This window comes from Cupriavidus pauculus (assembly GCF_008801835.1).
In the GTDB taxonomy this organism is placed as follows: domain Bacteria; phylum Pseudomonadota; class Gammaproteobacteria; order Burkholderiales; family Burkholderiaceae; genus Cupriavidus; species Cupriavidus pauculus.
Genome location: NZ_VZOW01000002.1, coordinates 73,442 through 89,324, shown reverse-complemented (window position 1 = coordinate 89,324; position 15,883 = coordinate 73,442). Strand labels below are relative to the sequence as shown.

Annotated in this window: 15 protein-coding genes and 1 tRNA gene; all 16 read left to right on the top strand. The window is 61.3% G+C overall.

All coding sequences use genetic code 11. The features are described 5' to 3' along the window. The first annotated feature begins 36 nt into the window (after nt 1–36). The 16 genes from secG to nuoN all read left to right on the top strand — a co-directional run bounded on the left by secG (nt 37) and on the right by nuoN (nt 15,869). Nucleotides 37–402 carry a preprotein translocase subunit SecG gene (secG, locus tag F7R19_RS03040; protein ID WP_150979333.1) on the top strand — a complete coding sequence of 122 codons (366 nt, stop codon included), beginning with the start codon at nt 37–39 and terminating at the stop codon, nt 400–402. 199 nt (nt 403–601) lie between these two features. Next, nucleotides 602–686, top strand: a tRNA-Leu gene (locus F7R19_RS03035). Between the two features lie 172 nt (nt 687–858). Next, nucleotides 859–1,218 carry an NADH-quinone oxidoreductase subunit A gene (locus tag F7R19_RS03030; protein ID WP_061957810.1) on the top strand — a complete coding sequence of 120 codons (360 nt, stop codon included), beginning with the start codon at nt 859–861 and terminating at the stop codon, nt 1,216–1,218. 6 nt (nt 1,219–1,224) lie between these two features. Beyond that, complete coding sequence (locus tag F7R19_RS03025) at nt 1,225–1,707, top strand: NuoB/complex I 20 kDa subunit family protein (protein ID WP_008643342.1); 483 nt, start codon at nt 1,225–1,227, stop codon at nt 1,705–1,707. Between the two features lies 1 nt (nt 1,708). Next, nucleotides 1,709–2,308: an NADH-quinone oxidoreductase subunit C gene (locus tag F7R19_RS03020; protein WP_150979332.1), complete on the top strand. Its 600-nt coding sequence runs from the start codon at nt 1,709–1,711 to the stop codon at nt 2,306–2,308. Between the two features lie 10 nt (nt 2,309–2,318). After that, nucleotides 2,319–3,572, top strand: coding sequence for an NADH-quinone oxidoreductase subunit D (locus tag F7R19_RS03015; protein WP_061957812.1), 1,254 nt, complete (start codon nt 2,319–2,321; stop codon nt 3,570–3,572). A 218-nt stretch (nt 3,573–3,790) separates the two neighbouring features. Then, complete coding sequence (nuoE, locus tag F7R19_RS03010) at nt 3,791–4,291, top strand: NADH-quinone oxidoreductase subunit NuoE (protein WP_061957852.1); 501 nt, start codon at nt 3,791–3,793, stop codon at nt 4,289–4,291. A gap of 1 nt (nt 4,292) precedes the next feature. Further along, nucleotides 4,293–5,588, top strand: coding sequence for an NADH-quinone oxidoreductase subunit NuoF (nuoF, locus tag F7R19_RS03005; RefSeq protein ID WP_150979331.1), 1,296 nt, complete (start codon nt 4,293–4,295; stop codon nt 5,586–5,588). A 13-nt stretch (nt 5,589–5,601) separates the two neighbouring features. Beyond that, nucleotides 5,602–7,971, top strand: a complete 2,370-nt coding sequence (nuoG, locus tag F7R19_RS03000) for an NADH-quinone oxidoreductase subunit NuoG (RefSeq protein WP_061957814.1) — start codon at nt 5,602–5,604, stop codon at nt 7,969–7,971. A gap of 18 nt (nt 7,972–7,989) precedes the next feature. Further along, nucleotides 7,990–9,054, top strand: a complete 1,065-nt coding sequence (gene nuoH, locus F7R19_RS02995) for an NADH-quinone oxidoreductase subunit NuoH (protein WP_061957815.1) — start codon at nt 7,990–7,992, stop codon at nt 9,052–9,054. A gap of 71 nt (nt 9,055–9,125) precedes the next feature. Beyond that, nucleotides 9,126–9,617 (top strand): NADH-quinone oxidoreductase subunit NuoI, encoded by a 492-nt coding sequence (nuoI, locus tag F7R19_RS02990; RefSeq protein WP_061957816.1) that lies wholly within the window; start codon nt 9,126–9,128, stop codon nt 9,615–9,617. 155 nt (nt 9,618–9,772) lie between these two features. After that, complete coding sequence (locus tag F7R19_RS02985; RefSeq protein WP_061957817.1) at nt 9,773–10,414, top strand: NADH-quinone oxidoreductase subunit J; 642 nt, start codon at nt 9,773–9,775, stop codon at nt 10,412–10,414. A 16-nt stretch (nt 10,415–10,430) separates the two neighbouring features. Beyond that, entirely contained in the window at nt 10,431–10,736 is a 306-nt protein-coding gene (gene nuoK / locus F7R19_RS02980) for an NADH-quinone oxidoreductase subunit NuoK (RefSeq protein ID WP_029050842.1), read from the top strand. Nucleotides 10,737–10,795: 59 nt separating this feature from the next. Beyond that, the gene (gene nuoL, locus F7R19_RS02975; RefSeq protein ID WP_150979330.1) at nt 10,796–12,880 is read left to right on the top strand and encodes an NADH-quinone oxidoreductase subunit L; all 2,085 of its coding nucleotides are present in this window, start codon (nt 10,796–10,798) and stop codon (nt 12,878–12,880) included. Nucleotides 12,881–12,907: 27 nt separating this feature from the next. Beyond that, nucleotides 12,908–14,374 (top strand): NADH-quinone oxidoreductase subunit M, encoded by a 1,467-nt coding sequence (locus tag F7R19_RS02970; RefSeq protein WP_061957820.1) that lies wholly within the window; start codon nt 12,908–12,910, stop codon nt 14,372–14,374. A 19-nt stretch (nt 14,375–14,393) separates the two neighbouring features. After that, entirely contained in the window at nt 14,394–15,869 is a 1,476-nt protein-coding gene (nuoN, locus tag F7R19_RS02965; protein WP_061957821.1) for an NADH-quinone oxidoreductase subunit NuoN, read from the top strand. The last annotated feature ends 14 nt before the right edge of the window (nt 15,870–15,883 follow it).

Here is a 15,883-nt window from a genome sequence, read left to right as displayed (position 1 = left end):
TGTCTGATCAGGCAAGTACGAAACGAATTTAACCAAATGGCAATCTTCAAGACTTTGTTGGTCATCGTGCAGGTACTGTCCGCGCTTGGCGTGATTGGCCTCGTCCTGCTGCAGCACGGCAAGGGCGCCGATGTGGGTGCGGCTTTCGGGTCCGGCGCATCGGGCAGTTTGTTCGGGGCCTCCGGCTCGGCAAATTTTCTCTCTCGCACCACGGCCGTGCTTGCTGGACTGTTCTTTGCGTGCACGCTGGGCCTGACGTTGCTGGGCAACTACAAGCCCCAGGCGTCGTTGGGAGTAATGGGTGCGGCGCAGCAATCGCAGTCGGCCTCGGCCTCGGCTGCGGCCGCTTCGGTGCCGGCTGGCGCGTCGTCGGCATCCGCAGCCCCGGCAGTGCCGAAGTAAAGCGCAATAATTGAACAGTGTGTTCACGGATTCCTGATTTAATTTGAAGTTGTGCATTGAACAAATCAGGATTCATAGGTTAGAATGCAAGGCTTGAAACGATTCCCCAGCGCGGGGCAAAAACCGAAGGACAAACTCCTTTTGGTCGAGCTTCGTAGGGTGTAAAAACCCGGCGCAAGGCAATATTGTTTCTCCCCCAGCCGACGTGGTGAAATTGGTAGACACGCTATCTTGAGGGGGTAGTGGCGAAAGCTGTGCGAGTTCGAGTCTCGCCGTCGGCACCAAACAACTTGATCGGGAAGTCATGTCGCACCCATGTCATAGATGGGTCTCAGCATGACTGACCGGCAGTCCGCAAGGCGGCGCCGTAGCTAAGACGGGATGGCGCCTGGGGTGGGCAACAGGACGCCGCTAGCTGGTGCTGTTGACAACATTCCAGATAAGGCTGGCCGTACCTTGACACTCGAAGCCTACTTCCCCGTCCTCATCTTCATCCTCTTTGGCATCGTGCTCGGTGTGGCGCTGATGTCCATTGGTCGGATTCTCGGTCCCTACAAGCCTGACGCAGCGAAGCTGTCGCCGTACGAGTGCGGCTTCGAAGCGTTCGAGGATGCGCGCATGAAATTCGATGTGCGCTACTACCTCATTGCCATCCTCTTTATCCTGTTCGATCTCGAAACTGCCTTCCTTTTTCCCTGGGGCGTAGCCCTCAAGGATATCGGTTGGCCAGGATTCATCGCCATGGGCGTGTTTCTGCTGGAATTCATCGTGGGCTTCGTCTACATCTGGAAAAAGGGCGCGCTCGATTGGGAGTGATGTGAAATGGCAATCGAAGGCGTTCTCAACGAAGGCTTTGTCACGACTACTGCTGACAAGCTGATCAACTGGACCCGTACGGGTTCCCTGTGGCCCATGACGTTCGGTCTGGCCTGCTGTGCAGTGGAAATGATGCACGCTGGCGCCGCGCGTTACGACATGGACCGTTTCGGCGTGATCTTCCGTCCGTCGCCGCGTCAGTCCGACGTGATGATCGTGGCTGGCACGCTGTGCAACAAGATGGCGCCCGCGCTGCGCAAGGTCTACGACCAGATGGCGGAGCCGCGCTGGGTGATCTCGATGGGCTCGTGCGCCAATGGCGGCGGCTATTACCACTATTCGTATTCGGTGGTGCGTGGCTGCGACCGCATCGTGCCGGTGGACATCTATGTTCCGGGCTGCCCGCCGACGGCGGAAGCGCTGATCTACGGCGTGATTCAGCTGCAGAACAAGATCAAGCGTACCAACACCATTGCGCGCAAGGGCTGATATGGCGAACCTCGACACCCTCAAGGCCGCCCTCGAAAAAGTTCTGGGCAAGCGCGTGCAGAGCCTGACCGAGGCCACCGGCGAACTTACGCTGGTCGTCAAGCCTGGCGATTATCTCGAAGCCGCGCGGTTGCTGCGCGACGATCCGTCGCTGCGTTTCGAACAGGCCGTTGACCTCTGCGGCGTCGATTATTCCGACTATGCGGACGGCACGTGGGATGGCCCCCGGTTTGCCGCGGTCACCCACCTGCTGTCGATCACGCACAACTGGCGCTTGCGCGTCCGCGTATTCGCGCCGGACGACGACATGCCTGTGCTGCCGTCGCTGATCGACGTCTGGAATTCGGTGAACTGGTTCGAGCGTGAGGCCTTCGATTTTTATGGCATCGTGTTCGAAGGTCACCCCGACCTGCGCCGCATCCTGACCGACTACGGTTTTGTCGGACACCCCTTCCGCAAGGACTTCCCGGTTTCGGGCTACGTGGAAATGCGTTACGACCCGGAACAGAAGCGGGTCATCTACCAGCCGGTGACGATCGAACCGCGCGAAATTACGCCGCGCGTGATTCGTGAGGAAAACTACGGCGGCACGCAGCACTGAGAACCGCGCCATGGCAGATATCAAGAATTACACCCTCAACTTCGGTCCCCAACACCCTGCAGCACACGGCGTGCTGCGGCTGGTGCTTGAGCTGGACGGTGAAGTCATCCAGCGCGCCGATCCTCATATCGGCCTGCTGCACCGCGCCACCGAGAAGCTGGCCGAGCAGAAGACCTGGATCCAGAGCGTCCCCTATATGGACCGTCTCGACTACGTGTCGATGATGGTCAACGAACACGCTTATGTGATGGCCATCGAGCGCCTGCTGGGCCTCGAGGTGCCGGTGCGCGCGCAGTACATCCGCGTGATGTTCGACGAGATCACCCGCCTGCTGAACCACCTGATGTGGATCGGCTCGCACGCGCTCGACGTCGGCGCGATGGCAGTGTTCCTCTACGCGTTCCGTGAGCGCGAGGACATGTTCGACATGTACGAGGCGGTGTCGGGCGCGCGCATGCACGCGGCCTACTACCGTCCGGGCGGCGTCTACCGCGATCTGCCCGATACGATGCCGCAATACCGGGCGTCGAAGATCCACAACGAGAAAGCCATCAAGGTCATGAACGAAGCCCGTTCGGGCTCGTTGCTGGACTTCATCGAGGACTTCACGAATCGTTTTCCGACGTACGTGGATGAATATGAGACGCTGCTGACCGATAACCGTATCTGGAAGCAACGTCTGGTGGATATCGGTGTGGTGAGCCCCGAACGCGCGCTGCAATTGGGTTTCACCGGACCGATGCTGCGTGGCTCGGGCATCGAGTGGGATCTGCGCAAGAAGCAGCCTTACGAGGTGTACGACCAGCTCGATTTCGATATTCCCGTCGGTACCGCTGGCGACTGCTATTCGCGTTATCTGGTGCGTGTGGAAGAAATGCGCCAGTCGACGCGGATCATCAAGCAGTGCGTGGACTGGCTGCGTCGCAATCCGGGTCCGGTCATCACCGAGAACCACAAGGTTGCACCGCCGTCGCGCGTCGACATGAAGTCGAACATGGAAGAGCTGATTCACCATTTCAAGCTCTTCACCGAAGGCATGCACGTGCCGCCGGGCGAGGCATATGCCGCCGTCGAACACCCGAAGGGCGAGTTCGGTATTTATGCGATTTCCGACGGTGCGAACAAGCCGTACCGCCTGAAGATTCGTGCCCCGGGCTATGCCCACCTGGCCGCGCTTGACGAAATGGCCAAGGGACACATGATTGCGGACGCGGTCACGATCATCGGCACGCAGGATATCGTGTTCGGCGAGATCGACCGTTAAGGGACGCCAGCAACTCAGGCGCCCCGTCAGAGGCCGTTGTCCGGACGACGATTCGGACGTGTTCGGCCGGCCCCGGCTGCAACGGTGGCTGCAGGCAACGCCTGCGACGGACCGGTAAGGAGCGAAGTGCGCTCCCGGCCGGCAGAACATGGCAGCGACGGCTGCAAACCAGTGAAGCCGCGCAATGCGCGGGGCTTCGCCGTATTACTGCAATGACCATGCTATCAGCAGAAGCTCTCAAGGAAATCGATCGCGCGATCGCGAAGTATCCGGCCGACCAGAAGCAGTCGGCCGTGATGGCGGCACTCGCCGTGGCCCAGGGCGAAGTGGGTTGGGTTTCCCCCGAAGTCATGCAGTTCGTCGCCAGCTACCTGGAAATGCCGCCCGTGTGGGTGGAAGAGGTGGCCACGTTCTACAACATGTATGACACCAAGCCGGTGGGCAAGTACAAACTCACCGTCTGCACCAACCTGCCGTGCGCGCTGTCCGGTGGCGAACGGGCTGGCGAATACCTGAAGCGCAAGCTCGGGATCGATTACAACGAAACTACCGCTGACGGCTGCTTCACGCTGAAGGAAGGCGAGTGCATGGGCGCTTGTGGCGACGCACCGGTAATGATCGTCAACAACACCCGCATGTGCAGCTTCATGAGCGACCAGAAGCTCGACGCACTCGTCGACGAACTGAAGGCTGAAGCCGCCGCCAAGGGGGACAAGTAACATGACCTCTCTGCATGACCGTCACATCAAGCCGCTGATCCTGGCTGGGCTGGACGGCAAGAACTGGCACCTTGAGGACTACGTCAAGCGCGGCGGGTACAAGCAGCTGCGCCGCATCCTCGAGCAGAAGGTACCGCCCGAGCAGGTGATTGCCGACGTCAAGGCATCGGGTCTGCGCGGCCGCGGCGGTGCGGGCTTCCCCACCGGCCTGAAGTGGAGCTTCATGCCGCGTACGTTCCCCGGTCAGAAGTACCTCGTCTGCAATACCGATGAGGGCGAGCCGGGCACGTTCAAGGACCGCGACATCATCCGCTACAACCCCCATTCGCTGATCGAAGGCATGGCCATCGGGGCGTACGCGATGGGTATCACCGTGGGTTACAACTACATCCACGGCGAGATCTGGAACGAATACAAGATCTTCGAGGAAGCCCTCGAAGAGGCGCGCGCCGCCGGCTATCTTGGCGACAACATTCTGGGCTCCGGTTTCAATTTCCAGCTGCACGCGCACCATGGCTATGGTGCGTACATCTGCGGCGAGGAAACCGCGTTGCTGGAATCGCTGGAAGGCAAGAAGGGACAGCCGCGCTTCAAGCCGCCTTTCCCGGCAAGCTTTGGCCTGTACGGCAAGCCGACGACGATCAACAACACTGAAACGTTCGCGGCTGTTCCGTTCCTGCTGGAAGTCGGTCCCGAGGAATACCTGAAGATCGGCAAGCCCAACAACGGCGGCACCAAGATCTTCTCGATTTCGGGTGACATCGAGCGGCCGGGCAACTACGAAATCCCGCTGGGCACGCCGTTTTCCACGTTGCTGGAACTGGCGGGCGGCATGCGCGGCGGCAAGAAGCTCAAGGCGGTGATCCCCGGCGGCTCTTCGGCGCCGGTGGTGCCGGGCGATCTGATGATGGCGTCGACCATGGACTACGACTCGATCGCCAAGGCCGGCTCGATGCTGGGCTCCGGCGCCGTGATCGTCATGGACGAGACGCGCTGCATGGTGCGCTCGCTGTTGCGTCTGTCGTATTTCTACTTTGAAGAGTCATGCGGCCAGTGCACGCCGTGCCGTGAAGGCACCGGCTGGCTGTATCGCATGGTGAATCGTATTGAACACGGAGAAGGCCGCCAGGAAGATCTGGACCTGCTCAATAACGTCGCGGAAAACATCATGGGTCGCACGATTTGCGCACTCGGCGATGCCGCGGCGATGCCGGTACGCGGCATGCTCAAGCACTACTGGAAAGAGTTCGAGTATCACGTCGAACACAAGCAGTGCATGGTCCCGGCCCATTCCTGAAGCGTGGCAGAACATGGTTGAACTCGAGATCGACGGCAAGAAGGTCGAGGTTGCTGAAGGCAGCCTCGTGATGGAAGCGGCCCGCAAGCTGGGCACCTACATCCCGCACTTCTGCTACCACCGCAAACTGTCCATCGCGGCGAACTGCCGCATGTGTCTGGTCGAAGTGGAAAAGGCGCCCAAGGCGCTCCCCGCATGCGCCACTCCGGTGACGCCCGGCATGAAGGTCTTCACGAACTCCGAAAAGGCTGTCAAGGCCCAGAAGTCCGTGATGGAATTCCTGCTGATCAATCACCCGCTCGACTGCCCGATCTGCGATCAGGGCGGCGAATGCCAGCTGCAGGATCTGGCGGTTGGTTACGGTGCTTCGGAGTCGCGCTACAAGGAAGAAAAGCGCGTGGTGTTCCACAAGAATGTCGGTCCGCTGATCTCCATGGAGGAGATGACGCGCTGCATTCACTGCACCCGTTGCGTGCGTTTCGGTCAGGAAGTGGCCGGCGTGATGGAACTGGGCATGCTCAATCGTGGCGAGCATTCGGAAATCACCACGTTCGTGGGCCAGACTGTCGACTCGGAACTGTCGGGCAACATGATCGACCTGTGCCCGGTTGGCGCGCTGACCAGCAAGCCGTTCCGCTATTCGGCCCGTACCTGGGAACTGGGCCGTCGCAAGTCGGTGTCGCCGCACGACGGACTCGGCGCCAATCTCGTCGTCCAGACCAAGAACCAGCGCGTGATGCGTGTGGTGCCGCTGGAAAACGAAGACATCAACGAATGCTGGCTGTCCGACAAGGACCGCTTCGCCTACGAAGGCGTGAACAGCGCGGACCGTCTGACGCGCCCGCTGCTCAAGCAGGGCGGCCAGTGGATGGAAACCGACTGGCAGACTGCGCTCGAATACGTGGCAAATGGCCTGGCCAGCATCAAGCGCGATCACGGCGCCGACCAGATCGCTGCCGTGGCCAGCCCGCACAGCACGCTCGAAGAGCTGTTCCTGCTTGGCAAGCTGGTGCGTGGCCTGGGTAGCGACAACATCGACTTCCGTCTGCGCCAGACCGATTTCTCGGCAGCGCTGAAGGGTGCGCCGTGGCTCGGTCTGCCGATCGCCGATGTGAGCACGCTGCAAGGCGCGCTGGTGATCGGCTCGTCGCTGCGCAAGGATCATCCGCTGCTCGCTTCTCGTCTGCGCCAGGCTGTGAAGAAGGGTGCCCGCGTCGCGGTGCTCGGCGCCGGCGGCGAAGACCTGCTGATGCCGGTTGCTGCGCGCGTCGATGCTGCGCCGTCGGGCTGGCTGGCTGCGCTGGCTGGCGTGGCGCGCGCCGTGGCAGTGGCCAAGGAAGTGACCGCGCCCGCGGCCACTGACGGATTTGACGGCGGCGACGCCGCCAAGGCCGTGGCCCAGGCGTTGCTCTCGGGCGAACGCCGCGCCGTTTTCATCGGCAACGAAGCCGTGCGTCATCCGCAGTTCTCGGCGCTGCACGCGCTGGCGCAGTGGATCGCAACGCAAACCGGCGCCACGCTGGGCTTCCTGACCGAAGCGGCGAATACCGTGGGTGGCTACATCGCCGGCGCGCTGCCGCAGCAAGGCGGCGCCCACGCGCAGGCAATGTTCGATGCGCCACGCAAGGCCTACATCGTGCTGAACGCTGAACCGGAATTCGATACGGCCGACGCGCGCCGCGCGCTGGCCGCGCTGCAGCAGGCTGGTACGGTCGTGGTGTTGTCGCCGTTCCGCTCGGAAGCCGCGCTGCAATACGCCGATGTGATCCTGCCGATCACGCCGTTCACCGAAACTGCCGGTACGTTCGTGAATGCCGAGGGCAAGGCCCAGAGCTTCAATGGTGTCGTCCGCGCACTGGGCGAATCGCGTCCGGGCTGGAAGGTGCTGCGCGTGCTGGGCAACCTGCTCGATGTGCCGGGCTTCGACTTCGAAACCGCTGAAGCCGTGCGCGACGCCGTGCTGGCCAAGCCGGTGGCGGAGCAACTGAACAATGCGACCGAGGCCGCGATCCAGGTGACGGCCGCTGCCGCAAATGGTATCGAACGCATCGCCGATGTGCCGATCTATCACGCCGATCCGATCGTGCGTCGCGCCGATTCGCTGCAACTGACCGCCGCCGCTCGCCGCGCCATGCAGGTTGCACTGTCTGCCGACCTGTTCGCCAAGCTGGGCGTGCAAGCGGGCGACCCGGTGCGTGTGACGCAGGACGGCGCCAGCGTGGTGTTGCCCGCGGCGCTCGAAAAGACGCTGCCGGCCAACACCGTTCGTGTGCCGGCCGCCACGGTGGCAGCCGCCACGCTGGGCGCCCTGTTCGGCAATGTCACTGTCGAAAAGGCCATCGACCTTTCGGCCGGGCAGCCAGCCGCAACGGCAACTGTATAAGAAGAGCGGGATAGCAACATGATCGACTTCATTACCTCGCAAGGCCAGGCCATCTTCGGCAGCGTCTGGACGCCGCTGTGGATCCTGATCCGTGCCGTGGTCATTGTGGTGCCGCTGCTGCTGTGCGTGGCCTACCTGATTCTCTGGGAGCGCAAGCTGATCGGCTGGATGCACGTCCGTATCGGGCCGAACCGCGTCGGTCCGCTGGGCTTGCTGCAGCCGATCGCCGACGTGCTGAAGCTGCTGCTCAAGGAAGTCATGTTCCCGTCGCAGATCAACCGGGGCATGTATCTGGTGGCGCCGCTGATGGTGCTGATGCCGGCCGTGGCGGTGTGGGCGGTGATTCCGTTCCAGGCCGAAGCGGTAATGGCCGACGTGAATGCCGGGCTGCTGTATGTGATGGCCATCAGCTCGGTGGGCGTCTACGGCGTGATCCTGGCTGGCTGGGCTTCGAACTCGAAGTACGCGTTCATTGGCGCGATGCGCGCCGCTGCCCAGATGGTGTCGTATGAAATCGCCATGGGTTTTGCACTGGTAACGGTGCTGATGGTGTCGGGCAGCCTGAACCTGTCCGCCATCGTGAATGGCCAGAACACCGGGTACTTCGCCAACATGGGCCTGAACATCCTGTCGTGGAACTGGCTGCCGCTGCTGCCGATGTTCGGCGTGTACTTCATTTCGGGCGTGGCCGAAACCAACCGTCACCCGTTCGACGTGGTGGAAGGCGAATCGGAAATCGTCGCCGGTCACATGATCGAGTACTCCGGCATGACGTTCGCGCTGTTCTTCCTGGCCGAGTACATCAACATGATCGTCATCTCGACGATGACTGCGTTGATGTTCCTGGGTGGATGGGCACCGCCGTTCTCCAGCGCGATCACCAATGCGATCCCCGGCTTCTTCTGGCTGATTGCCAAGGTTTTCCTGCTGCTGTCGGTGTTTATCTGGATCCGTGCTTCGTTCCCGCGTTACCGCTATGACCAGATCATGCGTCTGGGTTGGAAGATCTTCATTCCGCTGACCGTGGCGTGGCTGATCATTGTGGCGATCTGGATCAAGTCGCCGTGGAATATCTGGCACTAAGAGGCCAGGCGACGGTGCGCCGCCCGATGGGCCCGTGCGCACCGCGCGGAAATACTTAGGAAGCAATCGTCATGCTGCTCGCCATCAAGGACTTTTTCAACAGCCTGCTCCTGAAGGAACTCTTCAAGGGCATGGCTCTGACTGGCCGCTATCTCTTTGCCCGGAAGATCACTGTCCAGTTCCCGGAAGAGAAAACGCCGATGTCGCCGCGCTTCCGCGGCCTGCACGCACTGCGCCGCTATCCCAATGGGGAAGAGCGTTGCATCGCATGCAAGCTGTGCGAAGCGGTGTGCCCGGCGCTGGCCATCACGATCGAATCGGATGTACGCAATGACGGCACGCGCCGCACCACGCGCTACGACATCGATCTGACCAAGTGCATTTTCTGCGGTTTCTGCGAGGAAGCCTGCCCGGTCGACGCCATCGTCGAGACGCATATTCTCGAATACCACGGCGAAAAGCGCGGCGACCTGTACTTCACGAAGGACATGCTGCTCGCAGTGGGCGACCGCTACGAGCCGCAGATCGCCGCAGCCAAGGCCGCGGACGCCAAGTATCGCTAAGCGATCCAGGCAGGGTCGGGCAGGGCACGCAGTGTCCCGGCCCGGCAAACGAAATTGAATCGGCCCCGCAGGGGCCACGGAAGGATGCCGCGCCGCAAGCGGGTCGCCCAGCAGGGCGCCTCGCCGGCCGGCTCAAAGAGGATCCGATACGGACCATGGAACTCACGACCACCATCTTCTATGTCTTTGCGTTGGTGCTGGTGCTGTCTGCACTGAAAGTCATCACCGCGAAGAATCCGGTGCATTCCGCACTGTTCCTCGTCCTGGCGTTTTTCACGGCCGCAGCGATCTGGATGATCCTGAAGGCCGAGTTCCTCGCCATCTTGCTTGTGCTGGTCTACGTCGGCGCCGTGATGGTGCTGTTCCTGTTCGTCGTGATGATGATCGATATCGACATCGAGCACCTGCGGCGCGACTTCTGGACTTACGTGCCGATGGCCTCGGTAGTGGGCGCGCTGATCATCGCGGAAATGGCGATCGTGCTGGTGCGTAACTTCGTCGGCACCACCAACGCCGTGCTGCCACCCGGTGCGCAGGATCCGACCTACTCGAACACCGCCGCGCTGGGCAAGCTGATCTACACGGACTACATCTACGCCTTCGAAGTGGCGGGCGTGATCCTCCTGGTGGCGATCATCGCGGCCGTGGCGCTGACCCTGCGCCGCCGCAAGGACGTCAAGGCGCAGGACGTGGGCGCGCAGCTGCGCGTGCGCCGCGACGAGCGCGTGCGCCTGGTGAAACTGCCGGCCGAGGGCCGGGCCGAAGCGGATGCCGCGGCAACCGCCAACAAGAACTAAGCCCGGAGAACCCGCTGTGCTGTCTCTCGCTCACTTTCTCGTGCTCGGTGCCATCCTTTTTGCGATCAGCATCGTTGGCATCTTCCTGAACCGCAAGAACGTCATCGTGCTGCTGATGGCGCTCGAACTGATGCTGCTTGCGGTCAACATGAACTTCGTCGCCTTCTCGCACTACATGGGCGACCTGGCCGGACAGGTTTTCGTTTTCTTCATCCTCACGGTGGCCGCCGCCGAGTCGGCAATCGGTCTGGCAATTCTGGTCGTGCTGTTCCGTAACCTGGACACGATCAACGTTGATGACATGGATACCCTCAAGGGCTGACATGACCATCCTCGTCCAGAACCACGACTGTTCCCTGACCGCACACCAATAAGCGTCCTATGGCAACCACGCTCAACCCCAACCTGCTGCTGGCGATCCCGCTGGCGCCGCTCGCCGGCGCCGCGATAGCCGGTCTGTTTGGTACCAAGTTCTTCGGCCTGTTTTCCTCGGAGTCGCGCGGCGGCCGGGTGGCGGCCCATTCGGCGACGATTCTCGGCGTCGCCATCGCCTTCGTCCTGTCGGTGATGGTTCTGCTGGACGTGATGAACGGCGCCGGCTACAACGCCACCGTGTACGAATGGATGACGATCGGTGCGCTGAAGCTCGAGGTCGGCTTCCTGGTCGATTCGCTGACCGCGATGATGATGGTGGTCGTAACCTTCGTCTCGCTGATGGTGCACATCTACACCGTCGGCTACATGGAAGGGGATCCTGGCTACAACCGCTTCTTCGCCTACATCTCGCTGTTCACCTTCTCGATGTTGATGCTCGTGATGAGCAACAACTTCCTGCAGCTGTTCTTCGGCTGGGAAGCGGTGGGTCTGGTGTCGTACCTGCTGATCGGCTTCTGGTACACGCGACCGACCGCGATCTTCGCCAACATGAAGGCGTTCCTGGTCAACCGCGTGGGCGACTTCGGTTTCATCCTGGGCATCGGCCTGCTGCTGGCCTACAGCGGCAGCATGAACTACACGGACGTGTTCGCCCAGCGCGAGCAACTGGCGACGGTGATCTTCCCGGGCACGGACTGGCTGATGATTACCGTGGCCTGCATCTGCCTGTTCATCGGCGCGATGGGCAAGTCGGCTCAGTTCCCGCTGCACGTGTGGCTGCCTGATTCGATGGAAGGCCCGACGCCGATTTCCGCGCTGATCCACGCGGCCACCATGGTGACCGCCGGCATTTTCATGGTCTCGCGCATGTCGCCGCTGTTCGAACTGTCGGACACCGCGCTGTCGTTCGTGCTGGTCATCGGTGCAATCACTGCGCTGTTCATGGGTTTCCTGGGCATCATCCAGAACGACATCAAGCGCGTGGTGGCGTATTCCACGCTGTCGCAGCTTGGCTACATGACCGTGGCGCTGGGCGCGTCGGCCTACTCGGTGGCAGTGTTCCACCTGATGACGCACGCATTCTTCAAGGCGCTGCTGTTCCTGGCCGCGGGCTCGGTGATCATCGGCATGCACCACGACCAGGACATCCGCAACATGGGCGGCCTGCGCAAGTACATGCCCATCACGTGGATCACGTCGCTGGTCGGTTCGCTTGCCCTGATCGGCACGCCGTTCTTCTCGGGCTTCTACTCGAAGGATTCGATCATCGAAGCGGTGGCCGAGTCGCACCTGGCGGGTTCGGGCTTTGCCTACTTCGCCGTGCTGGCCGGTGTGTTCGTCACGGCGTTCTACTCGTTCCGCATGTACTTCCTGGTGTTCCACGGTGAGGAGCGTTTCGGCAAGGTCCACGCGCACCATGACCATCACGAGGAAGAAGAGGAAGCGCACGGCGACGACCATCATCATGGTCTGGCCCCGGGCCAGAAGCCGCACGAGTCGCCGTGGGTGGTGACGCTGCCGCTGGTGCTGCTGGCCATCCCGTCGGTGATCATTGGCGCCATCGCTATCGAACCGATGCTGTTTGGTGAATTCTTCAAGCACGGCGTGGCGTTCAAGGACGTGATTTTCGTCGGCGAGAACCACCACGCAATGGAAGAGCTCAAGGAAGCGTTCCACGGCTGGGTGCCGATGGCGATTCACTCGCTGACGACGCCGGTGCTGTGGCTGGCCATTGCTGGCGTGGTGCTGTCCTGGTTCTTCTACATGAAGCGTCCGGACATCCCCGAGGCCATCAAGCAGCGTTTCTCTAGCCTGTACAAGTTGCTCGACAACAAGTACTACATGGATGCGTTCAACCAGGCAGTGTTTGCGCGCGGTGCGCGGCTGCTAGGCACGGGCTTGTGGAAGGGCGGCGACCAGAGCTTCATTGACGGTCTCTTCGTCAACGGATCGGCCCGCGTGGTGGCATCGTTTGCCTCGGCCAGCCGTTATCTGCAGTCCGGCTATATCTACCATTACGCTTTCGCGATGATCATCGGCATGCTGGTGCTCCTGACGCTGACGATCACTGGCGTGATAGGCACCAAGTGATAGGCACCAAGTAAGGAAAACAAAGAAATGGTTCTGTCTCTCGCAATCTGGCTGCCTATCTTCTTCGGCCTGCTGGTATTGATGTTCGGTTCCGACCGCAGCAAATGCTTCGTGCGCTGGATGTCGCTGTTCGGCGCCGTCGCGAGCTTCGTCGTGACGCTGCCGCTGGTTCTCCACTTCGACACCTCGACTGCCGCAATGCAGTTCGTGGAACACGCAAACTGGATCGAACGCTTCAATATTGCCTACCACCTCGGCGTGGACGGCATCTCGATGTGGTTTGTGGTACTGACCGCGTTCATCACCGTGATCGTCGTGATCTCGGCCTGGGAAGTGATCACCGAGCGCGTGGCCGAGTACATGGCGGCGTTCCTGATCCTGTCGGGCCTGATGGTCGGCGTGTTCTCGGCGCTGGACGGCATGCTGTTCTACGTGTTCTTCGAAGCCACGCTGATCCCGATGTACATCATCATCGGTGTCTGGGGTGGTCCGAACCGCGTCTACGCCGCGTTCAAGTTCTTCCTCTACACGCTGCTCGGCTCGCTGCTGACGCTGGTTGCGCTGCTGTACCTGTACAACAAGACCGGCTCGTTCGATATCCTGACCTGGCACCAGGCCAAGCTGTCGCTCGAGGAGCAGATCGCGATCTTCGTGGCATTCTTCATGGCGTTTGCCGTGAAGGTGCCGATGTGGCCGGTACATACCTGGCTGCCCGATGCTCACGTGGAAGCACCGACCGGTGGTTCCGTCGTGCTGGCGGCAATCATGCTGAAGCTGGGTGCGTATGGTTTCCTGCGGTTCTCGCTGCCGATCGCGCCGGACGCCAGCCACTACATGGCGCCGTTCATCATCACGCTGTCGCTGATCGCGGTGATCTACATCGGCCTCGTGGCGCTGGTCCAGGCCGACATGAAAAAGCTCGTGGCGTACTCGTCGATTGCCCACATGGGTTTCGTGACGCTGGGCTTCTTCATCTTCAATGAGATCGGCGTCGAAGGCGGTATCGTGCAGATGATCTCGCACGGTTTCGTGTCGGGTGCGATGTTCCTGTGCATCGGCGTGCTGTACGACCGCGTGCACTCGCGCCAGATCGCCGATTACGGCGGCGTGGTCAATGTGATGCCGAAGTTCGCGGCGTTCTCGGTGTTTTTCGCCATGGCCAACTGCGGCCTGCCGGCGACGTCGGGCTTCGTGGGCGAATTCATGGTGATCCTGGGTGCGGTCAAGTTCAATTTCTGGATCGGCCTGCTGGCCGCGACGGCCCTGATCTTCGGCGCTGCATATTCGCTGTGGATGGTCAAGCGCGTGATCTTTGGCGATATCGTGCACCAGCACGTGCGCGAATTGCTGGACCTGAACAAGCGTGAGTTCCTCATGCTCGGCCTTCTGGCGATCCTGACGCTGTACATGGGCTTGTACCCGAAACCCTTCACCGATGTGATGCACGCGTCGGTGGTGAACCTGCTGTCCCACGTGGCACAGTCCAAGCTGTAAGCGGGGGAGAGAAATCAACATGCAATCGTCCTCTAGCCTGGCCCCGGTGGCGCCAATCATCTTCCTGGCGATCGCCATTGCGGCGATCAACTGGATCGACCTAGCGCGTGGCAAGGCCCGCACGAGCGTGGCTTATCCGCTCTCGCTGCTGACCACGCTGGTGCTTGCGGTGTGGTTCGCCATGAACGCCGCCGGCGGCGAAACGCACTATGCGTTCGCCAACCTGGTCGTAATCGATCCGATGGCCAACGTGCTGTCGGCATTCTGTGCGCTGGGCATGCTGCTCACGCTGGTCTACACGCGTACCTACCTCGGTGAGCGCGACATGTTCGCGGGCGAGTTCTACATGCTCGCGCTGTTCACGCTCGGCGGTCAGATCGTGATGATCACTGGCAACAACTTCCTGACGCTCTACCTCGGTCTGGAACTGTTGTCGCTGTCGTCGTACGCGCTGGTTGCACTGCGCCGCGATTCGCGCGTGACCTCGGAGTCGGCGATCAAGTACTTCGTACTCGGCGCACTCGCTTCGGGTTTCCTGCTGTACGGCATGTCGATGATGTACGGCGCTACCGGCTCGCTCAATCTCGGCGAGGTATTCCGTGTGGTCGAATCCGGCCGCGTCAATACGACGATGCTGGCGTTCGGCGTGGTGTTCATTGTTGCCGGCGTGTCGTTCAAGCTCGGCGCCGCACCGTTCCACATGTGGATCCCGGATATCTACCAGGGTTCGCCAACCGCGGTGACGCTGCTGATCGCCGCCGGTCCGAAGGTCGCGGCATTCGCGCTGATCATGCGCTTGCTGGTCGAGGGCCTGCTGCCGCTGGCCACGGACTGGCAGACGATGCTGGTCGTGCTGTCGATTGCATCGCTGATCATCGGTAACCTGACGGCTATCGTTCAGACCAATCTGAAGCGGATGCTGGCGTATTCGACGATCTCGCACATGGGTTTCATCCTGCTGGGCATGCTGTCCGGTGTGGTGGCCAACAAGGCTGACGGCGCGGCCAACGCATACAGTGCATCGATGTTTTACTCGATCACCTACATGCTGACCACGCTCGGCACCTTCGGGCTGATCCTGATCCGTACGCGCAAGGGCTTCGAAGCCGAAACGCTCGATGACCTGAAGGGCATGTCGCGCCGCCATCCGTGGTTTGCGCTGTTGATGCTGGTGATGATGTTCTCGATGGCCGGCATCCCGCCGACCGTCGGTTTCTACGCCAAGCTCGCGGTGCTGCAGGCAGTGGTGAAATCCGGCATGACCTGGCTTGCCGTACTGGCTGTGGTGTTCTCGCTGATCGGTGCGTTCTATTACCTGCGCGTCGTGAAGCTGATGTACTTCGACGCACCGGCTGGCGAAGAGCCGCTGGAAGCATCGATGGGCTTGCGCTCGGTGTTGAGCCTGAACGGCCTGGCCGTTATTCTGCTGGGCCTGTTCCCCGCGGCGCTGATGAACCTGTGCTACCAGGCCATCCGCGCGACGCTGGCCTCGTAGGACTTAGGTGATAA

Excerpts from the sequence above, each read along its gene's own strand:
- nuoG (WP_061957814.1), top strand. The coding sequence starts at position 5,602 with ATGGTTGAACTCGAGATCGACGGCAAGAAGGTCGAGGTTGCTGAAGGC.
- nuoL (WP_150979330.1), top strand. The coding sequence starts at position 10,796 with ATGGCAACCACGCTCAACCCCAACCTGCTGCTGGCGATCCCGCTGGCG.
- nuoI (WP_061957816.1), top strand. The coding sequence starts at position 9,126 with ATGCTGCTCGCCATCAAGGACTTTTTCAACAGCCTGCTCCTGAAGGAA.
- nuoN (WP_061957821.1), top strand. The coding sequence starts at position 14,394 with ATGCAATCGTCCTCTAGCCTGGCCCCGGTGGCGCCAATCATCTTCCTG.
- nuoF (WP_150979331.1), top strand. The coding sequence starts at position 4,293 with ATGACCTCTCTGCATGACCGTCACATCAAGCCGCTGATCCTGGCTGGG.
- F7R19_RS03020 (WP_150979332.1), top strand. The coding sequence starts at position 1,709 with ATGGCGAACCTCGACACCCTCAAGGCCGCCCTCGAAAAAGTTCTGGGC.
- nuoE (WP_061957852.1), top strand. The coding sequence starts at position 3,791 with ATGCTATCAGCAGAAGCTCTCAAGGAAATCGATCGCGCGATCGCGAAG.
- nuoH (WP_061957815.1), top strand. The coding sequence starts at position 7,990 with ATGATCGACTTCATTACCTCGCAAGGCCAGGCCATCTTCGGCAGCGTC.
- F7R19_RS03015 (WP_061957812.1), top strand. The coding sequence starts at position 2,319 with ATGGCAGATATCAAGAATTACACCCTCAACTTCGGTCCCCAACACCCT.
- secG (WP_150979333.1), top strand. The coding sequence starts at position 37 with ATGGCAATCTTCAAGACTTTGTTGGTCATCGTGCAGGTACTGTCCGCG.
- F7R19_RS03025 (WP_008643342.1), top strand. The coding sequence starts at position 1,225 with ATGGCAATCGAAGGCGTTCTCAACGAAGGCTTTGTCACGACTACTGCT.
- F7R19_RS02985 (WP_061957817.1), top strand. The coding sequence starts at position 9,773 with ATGGAACTCACGACCACCATCTTCTATGTCTTTGCGTTGGTGCTGGTG.
- F7R19_RS02970 (WP_061957820.1), top strand. The coding sequence starts at position 12,908 with ATGGTTCTGTCTCTCGCAATCTGGCTGCCTATCTTCTTCGGCCTGCTG.